The organism is Streptomyces sp. NPDC005811 (assembly GCF_040630405.1).
In the GTDB taxonomy this organism is placed as follows: domain Bacteria; phylum Actinomycetota; class Actinomycetes; order Streptomycetales; family Streptomycetaceae; genus Streptomyces.
Map to the genome: position 1 here is coordinate 366,448 of NZ_JBEXXK010000001.1, position 22,946 is coordinate 389,393.

The 22,946-nt window shown below is 72.1% G+C and carries 20 protein-coding genes and 1 pseudogene; 6 read left to right on the plus strand and 15 right to left on the minus strand.

Annotation, left to right across the window (positions count from 1 at the left end):
* Position 1: 1 nt before the first annotated feature.
* On the minus strand, positions 2–592 hold the full coding sequence (locus ABZ490_RS01645; RefSeq protein ID WP_358982774.1) for a TetR/AcrR family transcriptional regulator: 591 nt from the start codon (positions 590–592) through the stop codon (positions 2–4).
* A 117-nt stretch (positions 593–709) separates the two neighbouring features.
* Between ABZ490_RS01645 and ABZ490_RS01650 the strand changes: the two genes are divergently transcribed.
* Positions 710–3,124: a glycoside hydrolase family 3 C-terminal domain-containing protein gene (locus ABZ490_RS01650; RefSeq protein ID WP_358982776.1), complete on the plus strand. Its 2,415-nt coding sequence runs from the start codon at positions 710–712 to the stop codon at positions 3,122–3,124.
* 136 nt (positions 3,125–3,260) lie between these two features.
* On the opposite strand, the gene ABZ490_RS01655 is transcribed toward ABZ490_RS01650, so the two are convergent.
* Both ABZ490_RS01655 and ABZ490_RS01660 read right to left on the minus strand, forming a co-directional pair.
* Positions 3,261–4,238 carry an aldose epimerase family protein gene (locus ABZ490_RS01655; RefSeq protein WP_358982778.1) on the minus strand — a complete coding sequence of 326 codons (978 nt, stop codon included), beginning with the start codon at positions 4,236–4,238 and terminating at the stop codon, positions 3,261–3,263.
* 15 nt (positions 4,239–4,253) lie between these two features.
* Positions 4,254–5,144: an SGNH/GDSL hydrolase family protein gene (locus ABZ490_RS01660; RefSeq protein ID WP_358982780.1), complete on the minus strand. Its 891-nt coding sequence runs from the start codon at positions 5,142–5,144 to the stop codon at positions 4,254–4,256.
* 309 nt (positions 5,145–5,453) lie between these two features.
* On the opposite strand from ABZ490_RS01660, the gene ABZ490_RS01665 reads away from it, so the two are divergent.
* Complete coding sequence (locus ABZ490_RS01665) at positions 5,454–5,948, plus strand: DUF3145 domain-containing protein (protein ID WP_358982782.1); 495 nt, start codon at positions 5,454–5,456, stop codon at positions 5,946–5,948.
* Positions 5,949–6,014: 66 nt separating this feature from the next.
* Here the strand turns inward: ABZ490_RS01665 and ABZ490_RS01670 are convergent, their stop codons facing one another.
* The 5 genes from ABZ490_RS01670 to fasR all read right to left on the minus strand — a co-directional run bounded on the left by ABZ490_RS01670 (position 6,015) and on the right by fasR (position 10,933).
* Positions 6,015–7,295 carry a beta-ketoacyl-[acyl-carrier-protein] synthase family protein gene (locus tag ABZ490_RS01670; RefSeq protein WP_358982784.1) on the minus strand — a complete coding sequence of 427 codons (1,281 nt, stop codon included), beginning with the start codon at positions 7,293–7,295 and terminating at the stop codon, positions 6,015–6,017.
* An 81-nt stretch (positions 7,296–7,376) separates the two neighbouring features.
* Positions 7,377–7,625 carry an acyl carrier protein gene (locus tag ABZ490_RS01675; RefSeq protein ID WP_004001566.1) on the minus strand — a complete coding sequence of 83 codons (249 nt, stop codon included), beginning with the start codon at positions 7,623–7,625 and terminating at the stop codon, positions 7,377–7,379.
* An 81-nt stretch (positions 7,626–7,706) separates the two neighbouring features.
* Positions 7,707–8,708, minus strand: a complete 1,002-nt coding sequence (locus tag ABZ490_RS01680) for a ketoacyl-ACP synthase III (protein ID WP_358982787.1) — start codon at positions 8,706–8,708, stop codon at positions 7,707–7,709.
* A gap of 12 nt (positions 8,709–8,720) precedes the next feature.
* A complete protein-coding gene (locus ABZ490_RS01685) occupies positions 8,721–9,638 on the minus strand; it encodes an ACP S-malonyltransferase (RefSeq protein WP_358982789.1) in 918 nt (305 codons plus the stop codon).
* Between the two features lie 89 nt (positions 9,639–9,727).
* Entirely contained in the window at positions 9,728–10,933 is a 1,206-nt protein-coding gene (gene fasR, locus ABZ490_RS01690; RefSeq protein WP_059202530.1) for a fatty acid biosynthesis transcriptional regulator FasR, read from the minus strand.
* Between the two features lie 89 nt (positions 10,934–11,022).
* Between fasR and ABZ490_RS01695 the strand changes: the two genes are divergently transcribed.
* On the plus strand, positions 11,023–11,682 hold the full coding sequence (locus ABZ490_RS01695) for a pirin family protein (protein ID WP_358982968.1): 660 nt from the start codon (positions 11,023–11,025) through the stop codon (positions 11,680–11,682).
* 42 nt (positions 11,683–11,724) lie between these two features.
* On the opposite strand, the pseudogene ABZ490_RS01700 reads toward ABZ490_RS01695, so the two are convergent.
* From ABZ490_RS01700 to ABZ490_RS01715, 4 genes and pseudogenes are all read right to left on the minus strand, one after another.
* Positions 11,725–13,437 (minus strand): annotated as a pseudogene (locus ABZ490_RS01700) (SpoIIE family protein phosphatase); the annotation flags it as partial.
* A 3-nt stretch (positions 13,438–13,440) separates the two neighbouring features.
* Entirely contained in the window at positions 13,441–15,129 is a 1,689-nt protein-coding gene (locus ABZ490_RS01705; protein ID WP_358982792.1) for a serine/threonine-protein kinase, read from the minus strand.
* Positions 15,130–15,210: 81 nt separating this feature from the next.
* Positions 15,211–16,041 (minus strand): serine hydrolase domain-containing protein, encoded by an 831-nt coding sequence (locus tag ABZ490_RS01710; RefSeq protein WP_358982793.1) that lies wholly within the window; start codon positions 16,039–16,041, stop codon positions 15,211–15,213.
* Between the two features lie 18 nt (positions 16,042–16,059).
* Positions 16,060–16,530 carry a GNAT family N-acetyltransferase gene (locus ABZ490_RS01715; RefSeq protein ID WP_358982794.1) on the minus strand — a complete coding sequence of 157 codons (471 nt, stop codon included), beginning with the start codon at positions 16,528–16,530 and terminating at the stop codon, positions 16,060–16,062.
* A gap of 97 nt (positions 16,531–16,627) precedes the next feature.
* Between ABZ490_RS01715 and ABZ490_RS01720 the strand changes: the two genes are divergently transcribed.
* Together ABZ490_RS01720 and ABZ490_RS01725 are read left to right on the plus strand one after the other, a co-directional pair.
* The gene (locus ABZ490_RS01720) at positions 16,628–17,137 is read left to right on the plus strand and encodes a MerR family transcriptional regulator (RefSeq protein ID WP_358982795.1); all 510 of its coding nucleotides are present in this window, start codon (positions 16,628–16,630) and stop codon (positions 17,135–17,137) included.
* A complete protein-coding gene (locus ABZ490_RS01725) occupies positions 17,134–18,147 on the plus strand; it encodes an aldo/keto reductase (protein WP_358982796.1) in 1,014 nt (337 codons plus the stop codon). Before ABZ490_RS01720 ends, ABZ490_RS01725 begins: the two co-directional genes overlap by 4 nt.
* On the opposite strand, the gene ABZ490_RS01730 is transcribed toward ABZ490_RS01725, so the two are convergent.
* The 3 genes from ABZ490_RS01730 to ABZ490_RS01740 all read right to left on the minus strand — a co-directional run bounded on the left by ABZ490_RS01730 (position 18,148) and on the right by ABZ490_RS01740 (position 21,017).
* A complete protein-coding gene (locus ABZ490_RS01730; protein WP_358982970.1) occupies positions 18,148–19,002 on the minus strand; it encodes a DUF4429 domain-containing protein in 855 nt (284 codons plus the stop codon).
* A gap of 57 nt (positions 19,003–19,059) precedes the next feature.
* The gene (locus ABZ490_RS01735; protein ID WP_358982798.1) at positions 19,060–20,277 is read right to left on the minus strand and encodes an alpha/beta hydrolase; all 1,218 of its coding nucleotides are present in this window, start codon (positions 20,275–20,277) and stop codon (positions 19,060–19,062) included.
* A gap of 92 nt (positions 20,278–20,369) precedes the next feature.
* The gene (locus ABZ490_RS01740) at positions 20,370–21,017 is read right to left on the minus strand and encodes a TetR family transcriptional regulator (RefSeq protein ID WP_358982800.1); all 648 of its coding nucleotides are present in this window, start codon (positions 21,015–21,017) and stop codon (positions 20,370–20,372) included.
* 66 nt (positions 21,018–21,083) lie between these two features.
* Between ABZ490_RS01740 and ABZ490_RS01745 the strand changes: the two genes are divergently transcribed.
* A complete protein-coding gene (locus tag ABZ490_RS01745) occupies positions 21,084–22,703 on the plus strand; it encodes an MFS transporter (protein WP_358982802.1) in 1,620 nt (539 codons plus the stop codon).
* Positions 22,704–22,946 lie beyond the last annotated feature (243 nt).

The window sequence follows — 22,946 nt, forward strand, 5'->3', positions numbered from 1 at the left end:
GTCACGCGTCGGGGCTCCCTTCCTCGCCCAGCAGCCGCAGGAAGTCCCGGAACGCCGCCGCCATGTCCACCGACTCGGGGTCCAGCAGCCACTGGTACTGGAGCCCGTCCATCACCGCCACCAGCAGGGGCGCCGTGCGCTCGGGCGTGAGCCCGTTCGGCAGGCGGTCGCCGTACTGGGCGCGCAGGGCCCGCGCCATGGTCTGCCGTACGCCGGTGTACCGCTCGGTGAAGTACTCCCGCGCCGGATGCCCCTCCGTGACGCTCTCGCCGAGCAGCGCCGAGAAGGTCTGGATGATGCCGGGCCGCATCGCGTTGTAGTCGACGAGCGAGGTCAGCAGATCGACCCGCCACTGGGTGTCCGGCACCGCGTCCCACTGGTCGCGTTCCTTCAGGACGGCCACCAGCAGCGCCTCCTTGGTGGGGAAGTGGTGCAGCAGCCCCTGCTGGGTCAGCCCGACCCGCTCGGCCACGGCCGCCAGGCTCGCCCCCCGGTAACCGCGCTCGGCGATCACCTCCAGGGCCGCCCGGACGATCTCGGCCCTCCGCTCCTCGCTCCTGGTTCTGGCGCTCATGCCGTCACGGTACGGCATCCGACGGTCGAAATATAACAGCGAAGTAACGAAACCTACCGTTCTACAGGTAACCGATGCACGATGGGGGGCAGCGCGGGACAGCGCGCCCCACGCACTCAACGAGGAGGCACCGCCATGGCGGGAACGGAGCAGGCCGTCGAGGCGGCCCTCGGCAAGCTCGACCTGGACGCCAAGGCCCGGCTGCTGGCCGGCCAGGACATGTGGTCCCTGCCCGAGCTGCCGGAGATCGGCCTGAAGTCGCTCGTCATGTCCGACGGCCCGATCGGCGTCCGCGGCGTGCGCTGGACCGCCGACGACCCGTCCGTGGCCCTGCCCTCGCCGACCGCCCTCGCCGCCACCTGGGACCCCGAGCTCGCCCGCCGCGCGGGCGTCCTGCTCGCCCAGGAGGCCCGCCGCAAGGGCGTCCACGTCCTGCTCGCCCCCACCGTCAACCTGCACCGCTCCCCGCTCGGCGGCCGTCACTTCGAGGCCTACAGCGAGGACCCCTACCTGACCGGCCGGATCGGCACCGGGTACGTCAAGGGCGTCCAGGAGGGCGGCGTCGGCACCACCGTCAAGCACTACGTCGCCAACGACGCCGAGACCGACCGCTTCACCGTGAACAACCTGGTCGGCGAGCGCGCCCTGCGTGAGCTGTACCTCGCCCCCTTCGAGGCCATCGTCGAGAACGCCCACCCCTGGGGCATCATGACCGCCTACAACACGGTCAACGGCACCACCATGACCGAGCACCACCACCTGGTGAACGAGGTCCTGCGCGGCGAATGGGGCTTCGACGGCTACAACGTCTCCGACTGGATGGCGGCCCGCGACACCGTCGGCGCCCTCCGCGGCGGCCTCGACGTCGCCATGCCCGGCCCGCAGACCGTCTACGGCGAGGCCCTCGCCCAGGCGGTCCGCGACGGCCGGGTGGCGGAGTCCGAGGTCGACGAGGCCGTCCGCCGCGTCCTGCGCCTGGCCGCCCGGGTCGGCGTCCTCGCCGACGCCGAGCCCGCCGTCACCGAGCTTCCCGGGCCCGTCGACGGCGAGGCCCTGGCCCGCGAGATCGCCGGCCGCTCCTTCGTCCTGCTCCGCAACGAACGCGCCGCCCTGCCGCTCAGGCCCGGCACCGTCGCCCTCATCGGCGCCGCCGCCCGCGACGCCCGGGTCCTCGGCGGCGGCTCCGCCACCGTCTTCCCGGCCCGGATCGTCTCCCCGCTGGACGGCCTCACCGCCGCCCTCCCCGAAGGCACCCTCACCTACGCCGTCGGCGCCGACCCCACCACCGAACCCGCCGTCGCCGACAAGGGCTTCACGCTCAGGGCGATCTGCCGGGACACCGAGGGGAACGTCCTCGGCACCGGCTCCGCCCCCAACGGCCAGATCCAGTGGATGGGCACCGACCTCCCCGAGGGCGTCACCCACGACACCCTCCACACCGTCGAGCTGACCGGCACCTTCACCCCGCGCGAGAGCGGCCCGCACTCCTTCGGCATCAAGGGCACCGGCGCCTTCACCCTCACCGTCGCCGGGACGACGTACTTCGACGGCCCCCAGCTGCCCGCCGACGACAGCGACCCCTTCGAGGCCTTCTTCGGCGCCCCCGTGACCCACGCCGAGGTCGAGCTGGCCGCCGGTGAAACCGTCGAGGTCTCCCTCACCTACGTCTTCGCCCTCCCCGACGAGATCCCCTTCAAGGTCGTCGCCTTCGCCCTCGCCCACCAGGAGCCGCAGCGCGACGAGGACGAGCTGATCGCCGAGGCCGTCGAGGCCGCCCGTGCCGCCGACACCGCGGTCGTCGTGGTCGCCACCACCGACCGCGTCGAGTCCGAGGGCTTCGACCGGGGGGACCTCGCCCTCCCCGGCCGCCAGGACGACCTGGTCCGCGCGGTCGCCGCCGCCAACCCCAACACCGTGGTCGTCGTCAACTCCGGCTCCCCGGTCGAACTGCCCTGGCGCGAGGAGGTCGCCGCGGTGCTGCTCACCTGGTTCCCCGGCCAGGAGGGCGGCGCGGCCCTCGCCGACGTCCTCACCGGCGCCCGCGAGCCCGGCGGCCGCCTCCCCACCACCTGGGGCTCCCTCGCCGACGCCCCGGTCACCCGGGTCACCCCGGCCGACGGCGAACTGCCGTACACCGAGGACCTCTTCATCGGCTACCGCGCCTGGGAGAAGGAGGGCCGGACCCCCTCCTACCCCTTCGGCCACGGCCTCGGCTACACCGACTGGGCCTACGAGTCCGTCGAGGTCGCCGGCACGACGGTCACGGTGCGGCTGCGCAACACCGGTGAGCGGACCGGACGCGAGGTCGTCCAGGTGTACCTGGCGCCCGCCGAGCCCGACGCCGGCCGCCCCGCCCGCCGGCTCGCCGGATTCGCCGCCGTCGAGGCAGGTCCGGGGGAGAGCGCCGAGGTCACCGTGGAGATCCCGCGGCGCGCCTTCGAGGTCTGGGACGAGGCCGAGCACCGGTGGTTCTTTGTGAAGGGTTCGTACGAAATCCAGGTGGGTAGGTCCATCGCGGACCGCAGGATCACCGCGACGACTAACGTCTGAGGCGGGTACTCCTCACCCCATGAACAGCCCCGGCCCGGGACCTGACCCCTGGGCCGGGGCTATTTCTCACCCGACGTCTCCCACCCGACGTCTCCCACCCGACGTCTCCCACCCGACGTCTCCCACCCGACGTCTCTCACCGGACGCCGAACCCGTACACCGTCTCCGACCGGTACACCTCACCCGGCCGCAGCACGGTCGAGGGGAACTCCGGGCGGTTCGGCGAGTCGGGGAAGTGCTGGGTCTCCAGCGCGATCCCCTGGCACGGCGTGAACGGCGCGCCCAGATGGTCCGCGGTGTACACCTGGATCCCCGGCTCGGTCGTCGACACCGTCAGCACCCGCCCGCTCGCCGGATCGTGCAGCTCGGCCACCTCCTCCGGCGCCGCCGTGACACCCTTGTCCAGCACGAAGTTGTGGTCGTAGCCCGAGCCGGTCTTGCGGGCCGTACGGAAGTCGAAGCGGGTGCCCGCCACCTCCGCGAGTTCCCCGGTCGGGATCAGATCCGCGTCGACCGGGGTGTACCGCGCGGCGGCCAGCCGCAGTTCATGGCCGCCCGCGTCCCCGCTGTCCGGCCCGCCCAGGTTGAAGTAGCTGTGGTTGGTCAGGTTCACCACCGTCGGCGCGTCGGTGACCGCCTCGTAGACGAACCGCAGCGCCCCCGACGCGTCCAGCGTGTACGTCGCCGAGACCTCCAGCCGCCCCGGGAAGCCCTCCTCGCCGTGCCGGCCGACCCGGCTCAGCCGCAGCCCGTGCTCGACCGGCTCCACGTCCCACACCCGCTTGTCGAAGCCCCGCGGACCGCCGTGCAGCGAGTTGGGCGGGTTGTTGGGCTCCAGCGCGTACGTCAGCCCGTCCAGCGGGAAACGGGCCCCGGCGATCCGGTTCGCGTACCGGCCGATCAGGGCACCCAGGAACGGCTCGGGACGGGAGAGATAGCCGTCCAGGTCCGCGAACCCCAGCACCACGTCCGCCGTCCGCCCGTCCCGGTCGGGGACCTCCACGGACTGCACGATCCCGCCGTACGACAGCACCCGCACCCGGGTGCCCGCCCGCTCCAGGGTCCAGCGGTGAACCGGGGTGCCATCGGAAAGTGTTCCGAAGTGTTCGCTCATGGTCGAAACACTAAGTCACATGACCCGCGCGGTGACTTTCCGGTAGGCGATCTCCGCGAGCCGCGCCTGCCCGTCCTTGCTCGGATGGAACCAGTCCCAGTGACTCAACTGATCCGTCCCGAACCGGAAGTCGTACACCGCGCCACCGTCGAACCGGCACCGCGCGTCCTTCGCGCAGACCTCCTCCAGCACCCGGTTGTAGTCCTCCACCCGCCGCTGCACGGTGTCCCGCCGCGCGGTCGCCGCCGCGTCCAGCGCGTCCGCGTCGCCCAGCATCGAGGGGCAGATGCCGAGCTTCCAGATCTGCTTGCCCAGCGTGTTGGTCCGCCCCTGCGACCACAGCCGCTTCAGGTTCGGCACGCTCGCCACATACACCTGCGTCCTCGGCAGCGACCGGCGCAGCGTGCGCAGCGCCTCCTCGAACTCCGCCCGGAAGTCCGCCACCGGCGTCATCGCCGCCGTCGACTCCCGGCAGGCGTCGTTCGCCCCCGCCATCACCGTCACGAGCTGCGGTTTCTCCGCCGCCGCCCGGGTCATCTGGTCCGCCAGATCCGCCATTCTGGCCCCGGTCACCGCGTAGTTCCAGCTGTGCGTGGCCGCCTTCGACGCGCCCAGCAGCCGCACCGCGAGACTGTCCACCTCGACGTTCGCCCCCGTCGCCCAGGACACCTCCGGACAGTCCTGGAGGACCGTACAGGCGTCGAAGCCACGGGTGATGGAGTCGCCCACCGCCGCCATCGACGCCGGGCTCGTGTCCCACAACGGCGCCTGGGCCGCCTTCGCCTTGCGCGCGCCCGGGTCCCCCGAGCCGCCGTCCCCGCCCAGCGCGTCACAGCCGGCCAGCCCCAGGACGGCCGCACCGGTGACGGCCAGTACCGCCCGCACCCGCCGGTTTCGCATCCGCATTCCCTGGTGATCCCCTCGCTGCTCGGACGGACGGCCCCACCCATGACGGGCCCCACCCATGACAACGCACAGGAGTTCCCGCGCGCCCGCACCGTTCGACGGGACCGGGACAGGACAGGACCCACAAGATGGAACGCTTCACACCCGTACAGGCGTCCTGCCGAGTGAAAGGCGGACGTTCACGGCACCGGGACCGACGGTACGTCACACTCCTTGCGCCGCCGCACGGTAGCCTCGCCATCAACGCGGCTGCCCCGACACCGCCGCCCTGCCCGCCTGCAAGATGTCCCGCTCTGCCCGGAGGTCCCGGTGACGACACGTGGAGTTCTGTACGTGCACTCCGCGCCGCGCGCGCTCTGCCCGCACGTCGAGTGGGCCATCGCCGGGGTGCTCGGCACGCGCGTCAACCTCGACTGGATCCGGCAGCCCGCCGCGCCCGGCACCTGGCGCTCGGAGTTCTCCTTCAAGGGCCAGGCCGGCACCGCCTCCAAGCTCGCCTCCGCACTGCGCGGCTGGCAGATGCTCCGCTTCGAGGTGACCGCCGAACCCTGCGCCACCGCCGAGGGCGAGCGCTACAGCTGCACCCCCGACCTCGGCATCTTCCACGCCGTCACCGGCATCCACGGCGACATCCTCATCCCCGAGGACCGGCTGCGCGCGGCCCTGCTCCGCAGCCGACGCGGCGAGACCGACCTGGAGGCCGAACTCGCCAAACTCCTCGGCAAGCCCTGGGACGACGAACTGGAGCCGTTCCGCCACGCCGGCGAGGGAGCCCCGGTGCGCTGGTTGCACCAGGTCGTCTGAGACGTGAACGCGTGAAGGGCCCCCACCTCGTGAGGTGGGGGCCCTTCAGCTACGTACAGACGTCTCTCAGACCGAACGGAACGCCAGCACGACGTTGTGCCCGCCGAAGCCGAACGAGTCGTTCAGCGCGGCGATACGGCCCTCCACGGGCAGCTTGCGGGCCTCGCCGCGGACGATGTCCGCGTTGGCCTCGGCCTCGGGGTCCAGGTTCTCGACGTTGATCGTCGGCGGCGCCACCCGGTGGTACAGGGCGAGCACGGTCGCGACGGTCTCGACACCGCCCGCGCCACCGAGCAGATGCCCGGTCATGGACTTGGTCGCCGAGACGGCCATGTGGTCGGCGTCGTCGCCGAAGACCTTGCGCAGCGCCTTCAGTTCGGCGATGTCACCGGCCGGCGTGGAGGTCGCGTGCGCGTTGACGTGCACGATCTCCGCCGGGTCCAGGTCGGTGCGCTCCAGCAGGTTCTGCAGGGCGTGCGAGATGCCGCGGCCCTCCGGCTCCGGCTGCACGATGTCGTGGGCGTCGGCGGAGATGCCCTGCCCGACGGCCTCGGCGTACACCCGGGCCCCGCGCTTGGCCGCGTGCTCCGCGGACTCCAGGACGATCACACCGGCGCCCTCGCCCATCACGAAGCCGTCGCGGGCCACGTCGTAGGGACGGGAGGCACCCTGCGGGTCCTCGTTGTTCTTGGACATCGCCATCATGTTGCCGAACGCGGCGATGGGCAGCGGGTGGATCGCCGCCTCCGTACCACCGGCGACGACGACGTCGGCGCGGCCCGTACGGATCATCTCGATGGCGTAGCCGATGGCCTCGGCGCCCGACGCGCAGGCGGAGACCGGGGTGTGCACACCGGCGCGGGCGCCGACGAGCAGACCGACGTTGGCGGACGGGCTGTTCGGCATCAGCATCGGCACGGTGTGCGGGGAGACCCGGCGGACGCCCTTCTCCTTCAGCACGTCGTACTGGTCGAGGAGGGTGGTGACACCGCCGATGCCGGAGGCGATGACCGCGCCCAGCCGGTCGGGGTCGACCTGGCCGTCACTGCCGTCCTCGCCGGCCTTGCCGGCGAAACCGGCGTCCTTCCAGGCCTCCTGAGCCGCGATCAGCGCGAACTGCGCCGAACGGTCCAGCTTGCGGGCCTGCGGACGCGGGATGACCTCGAGAGGCTCCACGGCGACCGGGGCCGCGATCCGGACGGCCTGGTCGGCCGCCCACTCCTGCTCCAGGACCCTGACACCGGACTTGCCGGCGACCAGGCCCTCCCAGGTTGAGGCTACGTCGCCACCCAGCGGTGTGGTTGCGCCGATACCGGTGACGACCACGGTGCGATTGGTCGGGCTCACGGATTCTTTCTCCAACGTTTACGAGGATTCAGCGGCGCCACCGCCGGGTGGCGGGGCAGTTCAGCCCAGAGGATCGGAAGATCAGCCCTGGTGCTTGAGGATGTAGTCGGTCGCGTCGCCGACCGTCTTGAGGTTCTTGACGTCCTCGTCCGGGATCTTGACGTCGAAGCGCTCTTCGGCGGCGACGACGACCTCGACCATGGACAGCGAGTCGACGTCCAGGTCGTCGGTGAAGGACTTGTCCAGCTGGACGTCCTCAACCGGGATGCCGGCGATCTCGTTCACGATGTCGGCGAGACCGGCGACGATCTCTTCCTGAGTGGCGGCCATGATGGCGCTCCTTCGTTGTGTTCCAGAGGGTGTGGCAGTGGTGCTTTCCGCGACCGGATCGCATGATCCGGCACGGAGTGCCTAGGGGAGGGTAACGACAGTCGCGGCGTAGACGAGACCCGCCCCGAATCCGATGACGAGCGCGGTGTCGCCGCTCTTCGCCTCACCGGTCGCCAGGAGCCGCTCCATCGCGAGCGGGATCGAGGCGGCCGAGGTGTTGCCGGTGGTGCGCACGTCACGGGCGACGATGACGGACTCCGGCAGCTTGAGAGTCTTGACCATCGAGTCGATGATCCGCTCGTTGGCCTGGTGCGGGATGAAGACGTCCAGCTCGTCGGCGGTGATGCCGGCGGCGTCCAGCGCCTCCTTGGCGACCTTGGCCATCTCGAAGACGGCCCAGCGGAAGACCGCCTGGCCCTCCTGCGTGATCGCCGGGAAGCGCTCGACGGTGCCGTCGCGGTAGTCCGTCCACGGCACGGTCTGCTTGATGGTCTCCGACTTGTCGCCCTCGGAGCCCCACACCGTCGGCCCGATCGCCGGCTCGGTGGAAGGACCGACGACGACCGCCCCGGCGCCGTCGCCGAACAGGAAGGCCGTGGCCCGGTCCTCCAGGTCGGTCAGATCGCTCAGCCGCTCCACGCCGATGACGAGGACGTACTCGGCGGAGCCCTCGACGACCATGCCCTTGGCGAGCGTCAGGCCGTAGCCGAAGCCCGCGCAGCCGGCCGAGATGTCGAAGGCGGCGGCCTTGTCGGTGCCGAGCTTGTCGGCGATCTCGGTCGCGACGGCCGGGGTCTGCTTGAAGTGCGAGACGGTCGACACGACCACGGCGCCGACCTGCTCGGCGGTGATCCCGGCGTCGGCGATCGCCTTGCCGGCCGCCTCGACCGACATGGCGCCGACGGTCTCCTCGTCGTTCGCCCAGTGCCGGGTCTCGATGCCCGAGCGCGAGCGGATCCACTCGTCGGAGGAGTCGATCGTCTCCAGGATGACCTCGTTGGGCACGACCCGGGTGGGCCGGTAGCCGCCGACGCCGAGGATGCGCGCGTACGGATGGCCCTTGCTGGGCCTGATCTTCGCCATCAGGGCTCCTTGTCAGGCGGCGCCATGCTCGGAGAGGAGCTCACGAGCGGCGTCGAGGTCGTCGGGGGTCTTCAGCGCGAGCGTCTTGACGCCGGGCAGGGCGCGCTTGGCGAGGCCGACCAGCGTGCCACCGGGGCAGACCTCGATGATCGCGGTCGCGCCGAGCTCCTTGAAGGTCTCCATGCACAGGTCCCAGCGGACCGGGTTGGCGACCTGGCCGACCAGCCGCTCCAGCACCTCGGCGCCGGTCGCGACGGTCCTGCCGTCCTTGTTCGAGACGTACGTGACCTTCGGGTCGGCCGGGGTCAGCTCCGCGGCGGCCTTGGCGAGGGTCTCGACGGCCGGGGCCATGTGGTGCGTGTGGAACGCGCCGGCGACCTTCAGCGGGACGACCTTGCGGACGCCCTCGGGCTTGTCCTCGTTCAGCGTGGCGAGCTGCTCCAGGGTGCCGGCCGCGACGATCTGGCCCGCGCCGTTGACGTTCGCCGGGGTCAGCCCGAGCTTCTCCAGGTGCGGCACGGTCACCTCGGGGTCGCCGCCGAGCAGCGCCGACATCCCGGTCGCGGTGACCGCTGCGGCCTCGGCCATGGCCAGACCACGGCGGCGTACGAGGGTCAGCGCGGCGGTGTCGTCGAGGACGCCCGCGAAGGCGGCCGCGGTGATCTCACCGACGCTGTGACCGGCGACCGCGCCGGGCGTCACGGCACCAAGTGCCGTGGCGGAGACGATCCCGGCCGCCACCAGCAGCGGCTGGGCGATCGCGGTGTCGCGGATCTCGTCCGCGTCGGCGTCCGTGCCGTAGTGCACCAGGTCGAGGTCGATGGCCGCCGACAGGGTACGCAGGCGGTCCTCGACACCGGGGAGGTCGAGCCAGGGGGTCAGGAAGCCGGGCGTCTGGGCGCCCTGGCCGGGAGCGACGAGTACGAGCACTCTCACACTCTCTCTTGTGGACGGCCGTGGCCGCCCGTGGGGACAGGGACGAAGAACGGCAGGGGGTTTTGTGGACCCCCGACAAACGCCTACGTCTGGGGATCTCCATCGACGAGGCGCCCCAGGATGAGCGCGATTCGCAGGGTGAATGCGGAGCGTACATCGGATGGCGACCAGCCGGTGACGTCAGTCACACGTCGGAGCCGGTAGCGCACGGTGTTGGGATGCACGAACAGCATGCGCGCCGCGCCCTCCAGACTGCTCGCCTGCTCGAGATAGACGGAGAGCGTCTCCAGCAGCGCGGAGCCGGCCTCCTCCAGCGGTCTGTAGATCTCCTCCACCAACTGCTCGCGCGCGCTGGGGTCACCGGCGATCGCGCGTTCCGGAAGCAGATCGTCCGCCAGGACCGGGCGTGGCGCGTCCTGCCAGGCGGAACACGCCTTGAGGCCCGCGGCGGCGGCCTGCGCGGACCGGGTGGCCGCCAGCAGATCGGGCACGACGGGCCCGGCCACGACCGGACCGGCGGCGAACGGCCCGATCAGGGACTTGGCGACGGCGATCGGATTGTCGCTGCCGCCCGCGATGACGACCAGTCGCGAGCCGAGCACCCCGGTGAGCACCTGGAGCTTGGCGTGCCGGGAAGCACGCCGGATGGCCTCGACGGTCAGCTCGGAGTCCCCCTCCGGGGCGGTGCCGAGCACCACGCACACATGTTCCGGAGCGTTCCAGCCGAGCGCGGCGGCCCGGCTCACGGCACCCTCGTCGGCCTCCCCGCTGAGCACCGCGTTGACGACCAGCGACTCCAGCCGGGCGTCCCAGGCCCCGCGCGCCTCGGCGGCCTGCGCGTACACCTGGGCGGTCGCGAACGCGATCTCCCGGGCGTAGACGAGCAGCGCCTCGCGCAGCACGCCCTCGTCGCCGGGGGCCGCGACCTCGTCGATCGCGGACTCCATGACCTCGATCGTGGTGCGCACCATCTCCACGGTCTGGCGCAGGGTGATGGCCCGGGTCAGCTCCCGGGGCGCGGTCCCGAACACATCGGTGGAGATCGCCTGCGGGGCGTCCGGGTGCCGGAACCACTCCGTGAAGGCGGCGATGCCGGCCTGGGCGACCAGCCCGATCCAGGAACGGTTCTCCGGGGGCATCGCCCGGTACCACGGGAGCGTCTCGTCCATCCGCGCGATGGCCTGCGCGGCGAGGCTCCCGGAGGACTTCACCAGCCGCTTCAGGGTCGCGGGGTGCGGGTGGGCGGGGTGCGCTGCGGCGTCGGGGTGGGTGGTTTCGGGTTCGGGCACGTGCACAAGGTTGCCTTATCGCGAGGGCGATGTGCGTGGGCGGGGCCTCACGTGGTCCGGCTCACGCGCCCGGGGGCTACCGTGGGGGCGTGATGGACGTACGCCGCGCCGACGCGCGCTATCCCGGAGGGGACCCGGCGGCCGGCATCGAGACACGGCACGCCTTCTCCTTCGGGTCGCACTACGACCCCGACAACCTCCGCTTCGGCGCGCTGATCGCCTGCAACGAGGAGCGGCTCGCACCCGGCGCCGGGTTCGACGAGCACCCCCACAGCCACACCGAGATCGTCACCTGGGTGGTGGAGGGGCGGCTCACCCACCGCGACTCGCAGGGACACGAGACGACCGTCCGCCCCGGGGACGTCCAGCGCCTGAGCGCGGCGTCCGGCGTCCGCCACGTCGAACGCAACGACGACGGGACCCCCCTCACCTTCGTGCAGATGTGGCTGGCCCCGCTGGACCCCGGCGGCGACCCGTCGTACGAGATCGTCCACGGCATCGCGGACTCCACGCCCTACGCCGTCCCCGGTGCCGGGGCCATGCTCCACGTACGACGGCTGGTGCCGGGGGAGCGGACGGCGGTGCCGGACGCGCCACGGGTGTACGTCCACGTGGTGCGCGGCACCGTCCGGCTGGGCCCGCACGACCTGGGCCCCGGGGACGCGGTGCGCGCCGCGGACGAGAAGGACCTCGACCTGCTCACCCTGACGGGCCCGGCCGAGGTGCTGATCTGGGAGCTGTCCGCCTAGGCCGCCGGTGGCGCAGGCGTCGCCAGGTGTCCTCCTGCGGGCCGCCAGCAGGGCGATGTCGTCCTCGAACATGCCGCTGGTCAGCCGGGTGAGCAGCGCGCGGAGCAGCTCCTCCAGCGGGCCGTCGGCCGACAGACCCATCTCGGTGAGGGCGCGCATGCCGTCGTCGATGTCCACCCCGCGCTGCTCCACGAGACCGTCCGTGTAGAGGAGCAGGACGTCTCCGGGGGCGAAGGAGAACGTTGTCACCTCGTAGTCGCCGAGTTCCGTACCGATCGGGGGACCGGCCGGCAGGCTCAGCACCTTCGCCCCGCCGTCCGGGCGGAACAGGACGGGCGGCAGATGGCCGGCCGTGGCCGCGGTGCAGGTGTCGGTCGCGGGGTCCACGAGGACGAGGAGGCAGGTGGCGACCCGGTCGAGGCCGAGGCGGGCGGCCCGCCGGTCGGCCTCGGCGAGCAGGGCGTCGACCGGCAGACCGGACGTGGCGACCGTGCGCAGGACCGAGCGGTACTGGCTCATGGCGACCGCGGCCTTGAAGCCGTGTCCCATCACATCGCCCATGACGAGCAGGGTCTGGTCGCACGGCAGGGCGATGGAGTCGTACCAGTCCCCGCCGACGAGGGCGCTGCGGCCGGAGGGCAGGTACCGGGTGGCCACCTCCACGCTGGAGTTGACGCTGTCGGGTTCGGAGAGCAGCGCGCGCTGGAGTTCCAGGGTCATGGTGTGGTCGTGGGTGTAGCGGCGGGCGCTGTCGATGGAGACGGCCGCACGGCCGGCCACTCCCTGGGCGGTGAGCAGGTCGTCGTCGGTGAAGGGGGCGGAGTCCCCGGCCCGCATCAGGATGACGACCCCGACCGAGCGGCCCGAGGTGCGCAGCGGGGCGACGAGCATCGAGTGGATGCCGGCCGCGCGGATGACCTTGACGCGCTCGGGTTCCTCGACGAACTTCTGGAACACCTCGTCGGAGGCCCGGTTGCCGAGCCAGGGGCGTCCGCTGTCCATGCAGCGGCGGACGAGGGAGCCGCGCCGGAAGTCGACGTAGGGGCCGGGTCCGGCCATCTCGCGCAGATGCCACTTCAGTTCGGGTGGCGCCGCCATCTGCATCTTCCTCAGCCGTACCATCCCCGGGCGCAGCGGCGGCCCCTCCTGCGGTTCGTCGTCGATGATGGCGACGGCGGCCACGTCGGCCAGCGACGGGGCGAGGAAGTCGGCGAGTTCGCCGCAGGTGGTCGCCATGTCCAGGGTGGTGCCGACCCGGACGGTCGCGGCGTCCAGCAGGGCGAGCCGCTGGTGGGCCTCCTCCAGGTCGTCCATGTACCGGCGCAGATTGCTGACCTCCACCCCGATGCCGCACACGCCGACCACCTGTCCGTGCGACTCCAGCCGGTGGAGCACCGCGCGCCAGAGCCGGCGTCCGCCCGGTGCGGGGGTGAGGGCGGTGGTCAGCGTCACCTCCCGGGACCGCCCGTCCGCCAGCACCTCGATCAGGACGTCGTCGGGCGTCTGGACCTCCGGCAGCGTCTCGCCGAACTTCCGGCCCACGAACGCGGCGGCGGGCAGGCCCGTGGCCTGGGACCAGGCGGGGTTGACGTACAGATAGCGCAGATGGGTGTCGAGGATGAGCACGGGCGCGGAGGTGCCCTCGATGATCCCGCGCAGGAAGCCGCAGTCGCAGGCTTCCTCCGGGGCGTCGGCCGTGAGCGTCGGGGAAGTCGATTCCCTTCCCATCCTGTGGGCAGGGAAGGGACGGCGCATCTCTTAGGAGTCGGAGGGTTCCTCGGCGTTGCGCCAGATCGTCAGGTCCACTGAGACGTAGTCGCTCGGGTCGCTCTCGGGGGCGGTGCCCCGGAAGGTCACCAGCGCGATGTGCCCGGAGTCCGTGTGCACGCAGAGCTGACTGCCCTTGGAGAGCTGGGCGAGGGAGACGGAGTCGGCGTAACGGGTCTCGTCGCGGCAGGTCTTCAGTGACCCCTTCTGCGCGTTGTTCAGCAGGACGATCCTTTCACCCGCGCTGCGCAGCGCGTCGTCGTAGTAGTACAGGTCGCTCTCGTAGATCTCGACGTCGTCGTCCTGGGGCTTGGGCGGCGAGTCCGCGAACTGGACGTAGTAGCCGTCCGGGATGTTGATCGACCCGAAGCTCACCGGCTCGGGGTCGGGCAGTGGCTTGGCGGGGGCCGAACTCGTCGTGTCCGAACCGCTGCCCGAGCTGCTGCCCGTCGTGCCGACGGCGTACAGCAGGCCCGTGCAGCCCGCGAGCGGCAGCAGCACCCCCGCGATGATGCCGAGCGCGCGCCGGGTGCCGGACGGGCGCCGCGGCGGCTGCCAGGCGGGACGCGGTTGGACGTAGGGGCCGGGCGGGGGCGCGTGGTACGGGCCCGGCTGGGCGTACGGCGACGGGTGCGCGAGGGGAGCCATGGGGTGGCCGTAGGCCGGGGTCACCGGCTGCGGGGGCGCCGGCGGCATGGTCACCGTGGGGGCCGCGTGCTGCTGTCGGTCGACCTGGGTCAGCGGGGCCGTGGGAGCGGGCGGGGCCGCCAGCCGTTCCGAAGCCGAGATCCGCTGGGTGATCTGGGCGCTGATCGCCTCCGGGAGCCAGGAACCGGACTGGCGCAGCGGGGCCGGCGACGCCTCCTGGCACAGCGTCACGAGCTCGGCGGGCGAGGGGCGGTCCGCCGGGTTCTTGGCCAGGCAGCGGGCGACGAACCCGAGTTCGGCGGGGAGGCCGGTGAGATCGGGCTCCTCGTGGACGATCCGGTACAGCACGGCGTGCGAGGGGCCGTCCCCGTACGCGCCCGTGCCGCGCGCCGCGTAGGCGGCCACCTGGCCGAGCGCGAACACGTCGGACGCGGGCGTGACCTCCTTTCCCGCGGCCTGCTCCGGCGACATGAACGCCGGGGTGCCGAGGGAGACACCGGTGCCGGTCAGGGCGGTGGCGTCGGCGGCCCGGGCGATGCCGAAGTCGATCACCCGGGGGCCGTCGGCGGCGAGCAGCACATTGGAGGGCTTGAGGTCGCGGTGGACGATGCCCGCGGCGTGGATCACCGACAGCGCCTCGGCCGTCCCTGCGAGCAGCAGCAGGAGCGAGGGCACCGGCAGCGGGCCGTGCTCGGCGACGGCGGCGGCCAGCGACGGCCCCGGAACGTAGGCGGTGGCCAGCCAGGGGCGGTCGCCCTCGGTGTCGTGGTCGATGACCGGGGCGGTGTGCAGGCCCTGCACCCGCTGGGCGGCGTTGACCTCCTGCCGGAAGCGGCGGCGGAACTCGGCGTCCTCGCTCAGCTCCGGCCGGATGGTCTTCAACGCGATCGGATGCCCGCCCGGGGTGTAGGACAGATACACGGTGCCCATGCCGCCCGAGCCGAGTCGTGCCGCGAGCCGGTAGCCCGCCACCTCCGCCGGGTCGCCGCTCTCCAACGGGCGGAACTGTCCGCCCGGTTGCACCCCGCCCATGGTTCTCCCCCGAGATCTGAGGCCTGTGTTGCGGCACGAGGGTATCCCGGGGTGATCAACGGCCTTCGTCCAAGGGGACGTTCAGCGGCCGTCCGGCCGTGCCTCGGCGAGTACCGCGTCCGTGAACGGCGGCCAGGCCTCCACCGCCCACGGTCCGAAGGCGCGGTCCGTCAGTGCGACGGTCGCCAGCGCCGCGGCCGGGTCGATCCACAGGAACGTACCGGACTGGCCGAAGTGGCCGAAGGTGCGCGGGGAGGAGGAACTCCCCGTCCAGTGCGGTGACTTGCCGTCGCGGATCTCGAAGCCGAGGCCCCAGTCGTTGGGGTTCTGGTGGCCGTAGCCCGGCAGGACGCCCTTCGTGCCGGGGTACTGGACGCTCATCGCCTCCGCCACCGTGCGCGGGTCCAGCAGCCGGGGCGCCTGCACCTCGGCCGCGAAGCGGAGCAGGTCCTCGACCGTCGAGACGCCGTCCTTGGCGGGGGAGCCCTCCAGGGTGGTGGCCGTCATGCCCAGCGGCTCCAGCACCGCCTGCCGCAGATACTCCGCGAACGGGATGTCCGTGGCCTTCGCGAGATGGTCGCCGAGCTGCTCGAACCCGGCGTTGGAGTACAGCCGCCGCTCCCCGGGCGCCCCCGTCACCCGGTGCTCGTCGAAGGCGAGCCCCGAGGTGTGCGCGAGGAGGTGCCGGACCGTCGCCCCGGGCGGACCGGCCGGCTCGTCCAGCTCCACCGCCCCCTCCTCGTACGCGACGAGCACGGCGTACGCGGCCAGCGGCTTGGTGACCGAGGCCAGCGGGAAGCGCCGCCCGACCGGCCCCTGGGTGCCCAGGACCGTGCCGTCGGCCCGTACGACACCCGCGGCGGCGGAGGGAACCGGCCAGTTCTCGATCAGCGCGAGGCTCTTCAGCGACATGCCGACGAGCCTAAGCGCTCAGAGCAGCAGCTCCAGCAAGGGGTCCGGCTTGGGGCGGAAGCCGAGGGACACGTACAGCGGCTCGGCCTCGGCGGACGCCGTGAGGTGTACCTGGCGCACACCCCGCTCCCGGAACCACGCGAGGAGTGCGTCCATGCCGGCCCGCGCGTACCCCCGCCGGCGGGCGTCCGGGTCGGTCGCGACGCTGAAGACGTACCCGAGGGTGCCCAGCGGGTTGCCGGCCCGGCCGATCCGGTACTCCACCGTCCCCACCACCAGCGCGGCCAGCGCCCCCGCCCGCTCCGGATGGTCGACGACGAACGCGCCGAAGTCCCCGTCCGGGTCGGCGAGCCGGGCCCGCAGCCCGGGCAGGGACACGGTCTGCCAGCCGGTCGGGCCGGCGGCCTCGGCCAGGGAGTCGATCATCACCTGACGCAGCCGCAGTACCTCGGCGGCGTCCTCGGGCAGCGCCCGGCGCACAACGGTCATGGCCCCGCACGCTAACCGTCATGATCAGGCCGCGTCCCCCGAATTCTTACCGATTCCGCTTGCTTGGAGCCCACTCGAAGGTCATAGCGTGGAGGCCATGACGGTGTTGCAGACCACGCCCGTGACCACCGAGCACATGACCACCGAGCACGCCCCCGGCCCCGCAGACGTCTGCTCCGCGCCACCACCGCGGCATCCCCGCCCCGACGGGCAGGACAGCTACACGATCAGCGAGGTCGTCGCGTTCACCGGCCTGACGGCCCACACCCTGCGCTGGTACGAGCGGATCGGGCTGATGTCCCACATCGACCGCTCGCACACCGGCCAGCGCCGCTACAGCAACCGGGACCTGGACTGGCTCGACCTCGTCGGCAAGCTGCGGCTCACCGGGATGCCGGTCGCCGACATGGTGCGGTACGCGGAGCTGGTGCGCGAGGGCGACAGCACGTACGGGGAGCGCTTCGCGCTGCTGGAGGCGACGCGGCGGGACGTCACGGCCCGGATCGCCGAGCTCCAGGACACACTCGCCGTGCTCGACCGCAAGATCATGTTCTATGCGGACGCCTCGCGCGTCCAGGCGTACGAAGGGGAGAGGACCACCCGATGAGCGACAGCAGGATCCCGACCGCGCGACTCGGCGAGAACGGCCCCGAGGTCGGTGTCCAGGGCCTCGGCTGCATGGGCATGAGCTTCGCGTACGGCCCCTCGGACGCGGACGAGTCCCGGGCCGCCCTGGAGCGCGCCCTGGAGCTGGGCGTCACCCTGTACGACACGGCGGACGCCTACGGCGCCGGGGAGAACGAGCGGTTCCTCTCCCCGTTCTTCAAGGCGCACCGCGACGAGGTCGTCATCGCCACCAAGTTCGCCCTGTCGATCCCGGCGGACGACCCCACCCGGCGGGTCGTCCGCAACGACGCGCCGTACATCCGCCAGGCCGTCGAGGCCAGCCTGAAGCGGCTGGACGTCGACGTGATCGACCTCTACTACATGCACCGGCGCGATGTGGACGTGCCGATCGAGGACACCGTCGGGGTGATGGCGGAGCTGGTCCGCGAGGGCAAGGTCAAGCAGCTGGGCCTGAGCGAGGTGACGGCCGCCGAGCTGCGCGCGGCGCACGCGGTGCACCCCATCGCCGCCGTGCAGTCGGAGTGGTCCCTGTTCAGCCGGGACATCGAGGCCCGGGTCGTCCCGGCGGCGGCGGAACTCGGCGTGACCCTCGTCCCGTACTCCCCGCTCGGCCGCGGTTTCCTCACCGGTTCCTTCGCCGACGCCCAGGACCTCACCGCCGACGACTACCGCCGTACGCAGCCCCGCTTCACCGGCGAGAACGCGGCGGTGAACGGCGCCCTGCTGGAGCCCGTCCGCGCGCTGGCGAAGGCCCACGACGCCACCCTGGGCCAGATAGCCCTGGCCTGGGTCCACCAGCAGAGCGAGGTCCACGGCCTTCCGCTGGTCCCGATCCCGGGCACCCGCAAGGCGTCGCGGGTGGAGGAGAACACGGCCGCGGCGGCGATCCGTCTGACGGCGGAGGAGCTGGCGCTGCTGGACCCGATCGCAGCCCAGGTCGCGGGCGACCGGTACGCGGACATGCGGTTCGCCTCGGCCGGCCGCGAGTAGTCACAGCTCGGACAGCAGTTCCGCCTTCTTCGCGGAGAACTCGTCGTCGGTCACCAGACCGGCCCGATGCAGCTCTCCCAGGTGCCTGATCCGTTCGGCGATGTCCGAGGGTTCGCGACGGGGGCCCGTGACCGAGGCCACGGGTCCCCGCGTGCGGACGGCGGCCAGGACGGCCGCGGCGAACGGCAACGACTCGTGCACCGGCCCGTACCCCAGCCCGAACACCACGGTCCCCGGGTCCTGGTCGGCCTGCGCCGGGGAGTCCGCGCCGCGCACCAGCCGCAGATGCCCCTCGAACACCTCCGGCGAGCGCCACTCCACCCCGCTCAGCTCGGACACGGCGAAGCTCTGGTCGCCGGCCTTCCACTTCGCCGAGGACGCGCCCGTCCAGAACCACCGGAACCGCACGGTCCGGCCGTCGAAGGACGCCTTCCCGTCGTACGCCTTGAACGACAGCGGCGCGTCCGGCGGGGGCACGAGGAACCGTTCCGCCGGACCGGACTCCTTCCGCTCCGCCAGCCGGGAGCGCAGTTCGTCGGCGTAGTACTCCGCGAGCACCTCCCGCTCGGCGGGCAGCACCAGGCGGTAGGGGTCGGAGCCGTCCTTGAGCTGGCCCGCCGCCGCCTCGATCAGCGGATCGGCCCCGGCCCGCGGCTCCGCGCGCAGCACGACGGTCCCGCGCCGGCCCGGGGTGAGCGTCACCCCGGCCAGGGCGGTGAGCGGAATTCTTCGTTCACCCAGAGCCGACAGCAGCTTGGGCGTGCGCAGCCCCCGTTCGTAGCGGATGAGGACGGAGTCGGACTCGAACTCCCAGGCGGCATGAAATCCGGCCAGTACGTCACCCATGCGGCTCATCGTATGCGGGACACGCATCTTCGTCCCCTCCTCGCGCACGCCGCAATTCCTGCGTCTCTACGCGCGTCCAGCCGTCGTCGTGTCGGACAAACCATCCCGGCAGGCGCCGGAGTCGTCGGCGCACTCCACCGACCGGTACGCGCCGGCGCCGATGTCGGCGAGGTTGCGCAGACTGTCGGTGCCGGGCACGAAGTAGCCGCCGTGGCCCTGCGCGTCCGCGGAGGACAGCACCCGCGCCCCGAACGCCCGTGCCATCGGATCCTCGCCGTGCCCGAGCCCGCCGACCTCCAGGTGCGGGACGTCCCCCACCCAGTCGTCGGCGTCCCGCATCGCCCACACCCGGGCGCCGGTGTTCAGCTCGGCCGCCTTCTCCACCCGCATGCCGGGGCTGCCGGCCACCGCTATGTCGCTCACCCGGTCCGGCAGCGTGTGCGCGGCGACCCCGCACAGCACCGAGCCGTAGCTGTGGCAGAACAGCGAGACGGGCGAGGTGCCGGGCAGGGCGCGCAGCAGCGCGTTCAGCCGTACGGCGCCGTTCTCGGCGCGCATCGCGGTCGCCGAGTCGATGCCCAGGCCGTCGGGGGAGGTGTAGTCGGCCCAGGCGATCACGGCGGTCCGGGCCGAGGGGCGCGCCTCGCGCTCGGCGGCGTACAGCGCCTCGGCCATGCCGACGGGGGCCGAGTACTTGCGGTTGGTGCGCTGGAAGGTGAGGAGATCGGTGTCGACGCCGGGGACGACGACGGAGATCCGCTCGGCGGTGTCCAGGTCGCCGAAGACCTCGGCGGCCCGCCCCGAGCCCTCCGGGTCGAAGGCGAGGATGTGCCGGCCGGGGTCGCTCATCGCCTCGTAGCGGTGCATGCGCCGGCCGGCCTCCTGCTGCCCGGCGGGCGTGAGCCGGCTGTCGTGCATCCGCCGGCGCTCGACGCGGGTCTGCTGGTGCAGCGCGATCCGGTTGGCGCGGTAGCGCAGCTCGACCGGGGCGCCGTTCATGTTGCCCACGGCGAGCGCGTAGTCATGGGCGAGCCCGGTGCGCTCGGCGGCGGTCAGCGAGGCGAAGAAGCGGGCGATCCTGCCCGGTGCCGCGTCCGGGTCCGGCAGGGCCCGGCCGTCCAGCCGGCCGTGCTCCCAGGCCGAGCGCGAGGCCTTCAGCGCGGTGGTCCCCTCGTGGTGGCGGACGGCGGTCCAGCCGGCGGTCGCCAGCATGACGAGCACCACCGCCAGGGCGGGGAGAGCGCGCCAGAGGCTCAGTTGCGGGGAGGTGTCGAAGGAAGTCACTGGGAGGACACACTAGGAGAACGACAGGGTCTCAGGTTAATAAAGTGGCGGGGATCACGTTTCGACCGGCGTGTCGATGGTCATAGCACTCTTCAGGCCTTGCGCCAGTCCCCCAGCAGGGCCGGTCCGACCTGGTCGAGGTGGCGGGTCGTCAGCGCGTGCATGCCGGCCAGGCTGAACTCCGCCTCCGCCTGCGCCACCCACTGCCGCTCGGTCACCCGCATCACCCCGCTGAACACCGCCACCGCGAGCCGCGGCCGCGGATCGGCGTCCACGTCCAGGCCCTCCCGCTCGGCGATCACGCCCGCGAGGGTCTCCTCGACCTCGGTCGACCGCCGAAGATACGCGGCGAGCAGCACCGGCGTCGACTCGATCACCCGGTACATCCGCAGATACAGCTCCACGGGTACGACGCTCTCCACGATCTCGTTGATCGAGGACCAGCCGTCCAGCACGGCCTGGCGCAGCGCCTCCATGGGCGGCTCGTGCGCCGGACGCTCCCGCACCGCCTGCACGAACCGCTCCACGGTCAGCTCCACCAGGCCGAGCGCGGCCTCCTCCTTGCCGGCGAAGTAGCGGAAGAAGGTGCGCGGGGAGACGTCGACGGCCTCGGCGATCGCGTCCACGGTGGTGTGCTCGTACCCCCGTGACACGAACAGCTCCACCGCGGCCCGCAGCAGCGCGTCCCGGGTGCGCCGCTTCTTGCGCTCGCGCAGCGACTGTTCGTGCAGTGTTCGCATAGGTGTCAGTTACTGACTTGTGAACTCGTTTGTCAATTGTCAGTGGCTGTCCTTAGCCTCGATCGCATGACTAGTCAGACCACCATCGACACGACGGGGTCGGGGGACAAGGCGTCAGCGGCCCCGTCGGACCCGCCCCCGGCCCAGGGGCTGCGCGGCCACCCGTGGTTCACCCTCATCACCGTCGCCGTCGGGGTCATGATGGTGGCCCTCGACGGCACCATCGTGGCCATCGCCAACCCGGCCATCCAGAAGGACCTGGGCGCCACCTTCGCCCAGGTGCAGTGGATCACCAACGGTTACTTCCTCGCCCTCGCGGTCGCCCTGATCACCGCGGGCAAGCTCGGCGACCGCTTCGGCCACCGGCAGACCTTCCTGATAGGCGTCGTCGGCTTCGCCGCCGCGTCCGGCGCGATCGGCCTCTCGGACAGCATCGCGCTGGTCGTCACCTTCCGTGTCCTCCAGGGCCTCTTCGGCGCGCTGCTGATGCCGGCCGCGCTCGGTCTGCTGCGGGCGACCTTCCCGGCCGAGAAGCTCAACATGGCCATCGGCATCTGGGGCATGGTCATCGGCGCCTCCACCGCGGGCGGCCCGATCCTCGGCGGTGTCCTCGTCGAGCACGTCAGCTGGCAGTCGGTGTTCTTCATCAACGTGCCGGTCGGCCTCGTCGCCCTCGTCCTCGGCGTGCTGATCCTGCTCGACCACCGCGCCCAGAACGCCCCGCGCTCCTTCGACCTGCTCGGCATCGCGCTGCTGTCGGCCGCGATGTTCTGCCTGGTCTGGGCCCTGATCAAGGCCCCGACCTGGGGCTGGGGCGACACCAAGACCTGGGCCTTCGTCATCGGGTCCGTGGTGCTGTTCGCCGCCTTCGCCCTGTGGGAGACGAAGGTGAAGGAGCCGCTGATCCCGCTGGGGCTGTTCCGTTCCGTCCCGCTGTCGGCGGGCGTGGTCCTGATGGTCCTCATGGCCATCGCCTTCATGGGCGGCCTGTTCTTCGTGACGTTCTATCTCCAGAACGTGCACGGCATGAAGCCCATCGACGCCGGTCTGCACCTCCTCCCGCTCACCGGCATGATGATCGTCGGCTCCCCGCTCGCGGGCGCGATGATCACCAAGCTGGGCCCGCGCATCCCGCTGGCCGGCGGCATGGCGGCCACCGCGATCGCCATGTACGGCATGTCCACGCTTCAGACGGACACCGGCAGCGCCGTCATGTCCCTCTGGTTCGCCCTGCTGGGCCTCGGTCTCGCCCCGGTCATGGTCGGCGCCACGGAGGTCATCGTCGGCAACGCGCCCATGGAGCTGTCGGGTGTGGCGGGCGGCCTGCAGCAGGCGGCCATGCAGATCGGCGGCAGCCTCGGCACCGCCGTGCTGGGCGCCGTGATGGCCTCCAAGGTGGACGGCGACCTGCCGGGCAACTGGACCGCCGCGGGCCTGCCCGCACTCACCCCCGCCCAGCTCGACCAGGCCTCCGAGGCGGTCCAGGTCGGGGTGGCGCCGGTGACGCCCGAGACGCCGGCCGAGGTCGCCGCGAAGATCACCGACGTCGCGCACGACACCTTCATCTCCGGCATGAGCCTGGCGTCCCTGGTGGCGGCCGGGGTCGCGGTCGTCGCCGTGTTCGTCGCCCTGCTCACCAAGCGCGGCGAGAACGCGGAGGCGGGCGCGGGGGTCGGCCACATCTGAGTCCGGTCCGCCGGCCAGGGGAAATCTGACGGATCTTCAACGGATTTCCCCTATCCGGGTGATGAGGCTAAAGGTCCCTCGCCTCCGGAACACGCCACGGGTCACAGTTAGTCAAGTCCTCCGGATGGGAGGGCGGCCAGGGCCGCGACGCGCTGCCGGAGGGGGACAGCGCGCCGCGGCCCTGCCCCGTGTCCGCCGGGCATGCCTCACGAGCGGTGGGTACCCGGGCCTCGAGACATCCCC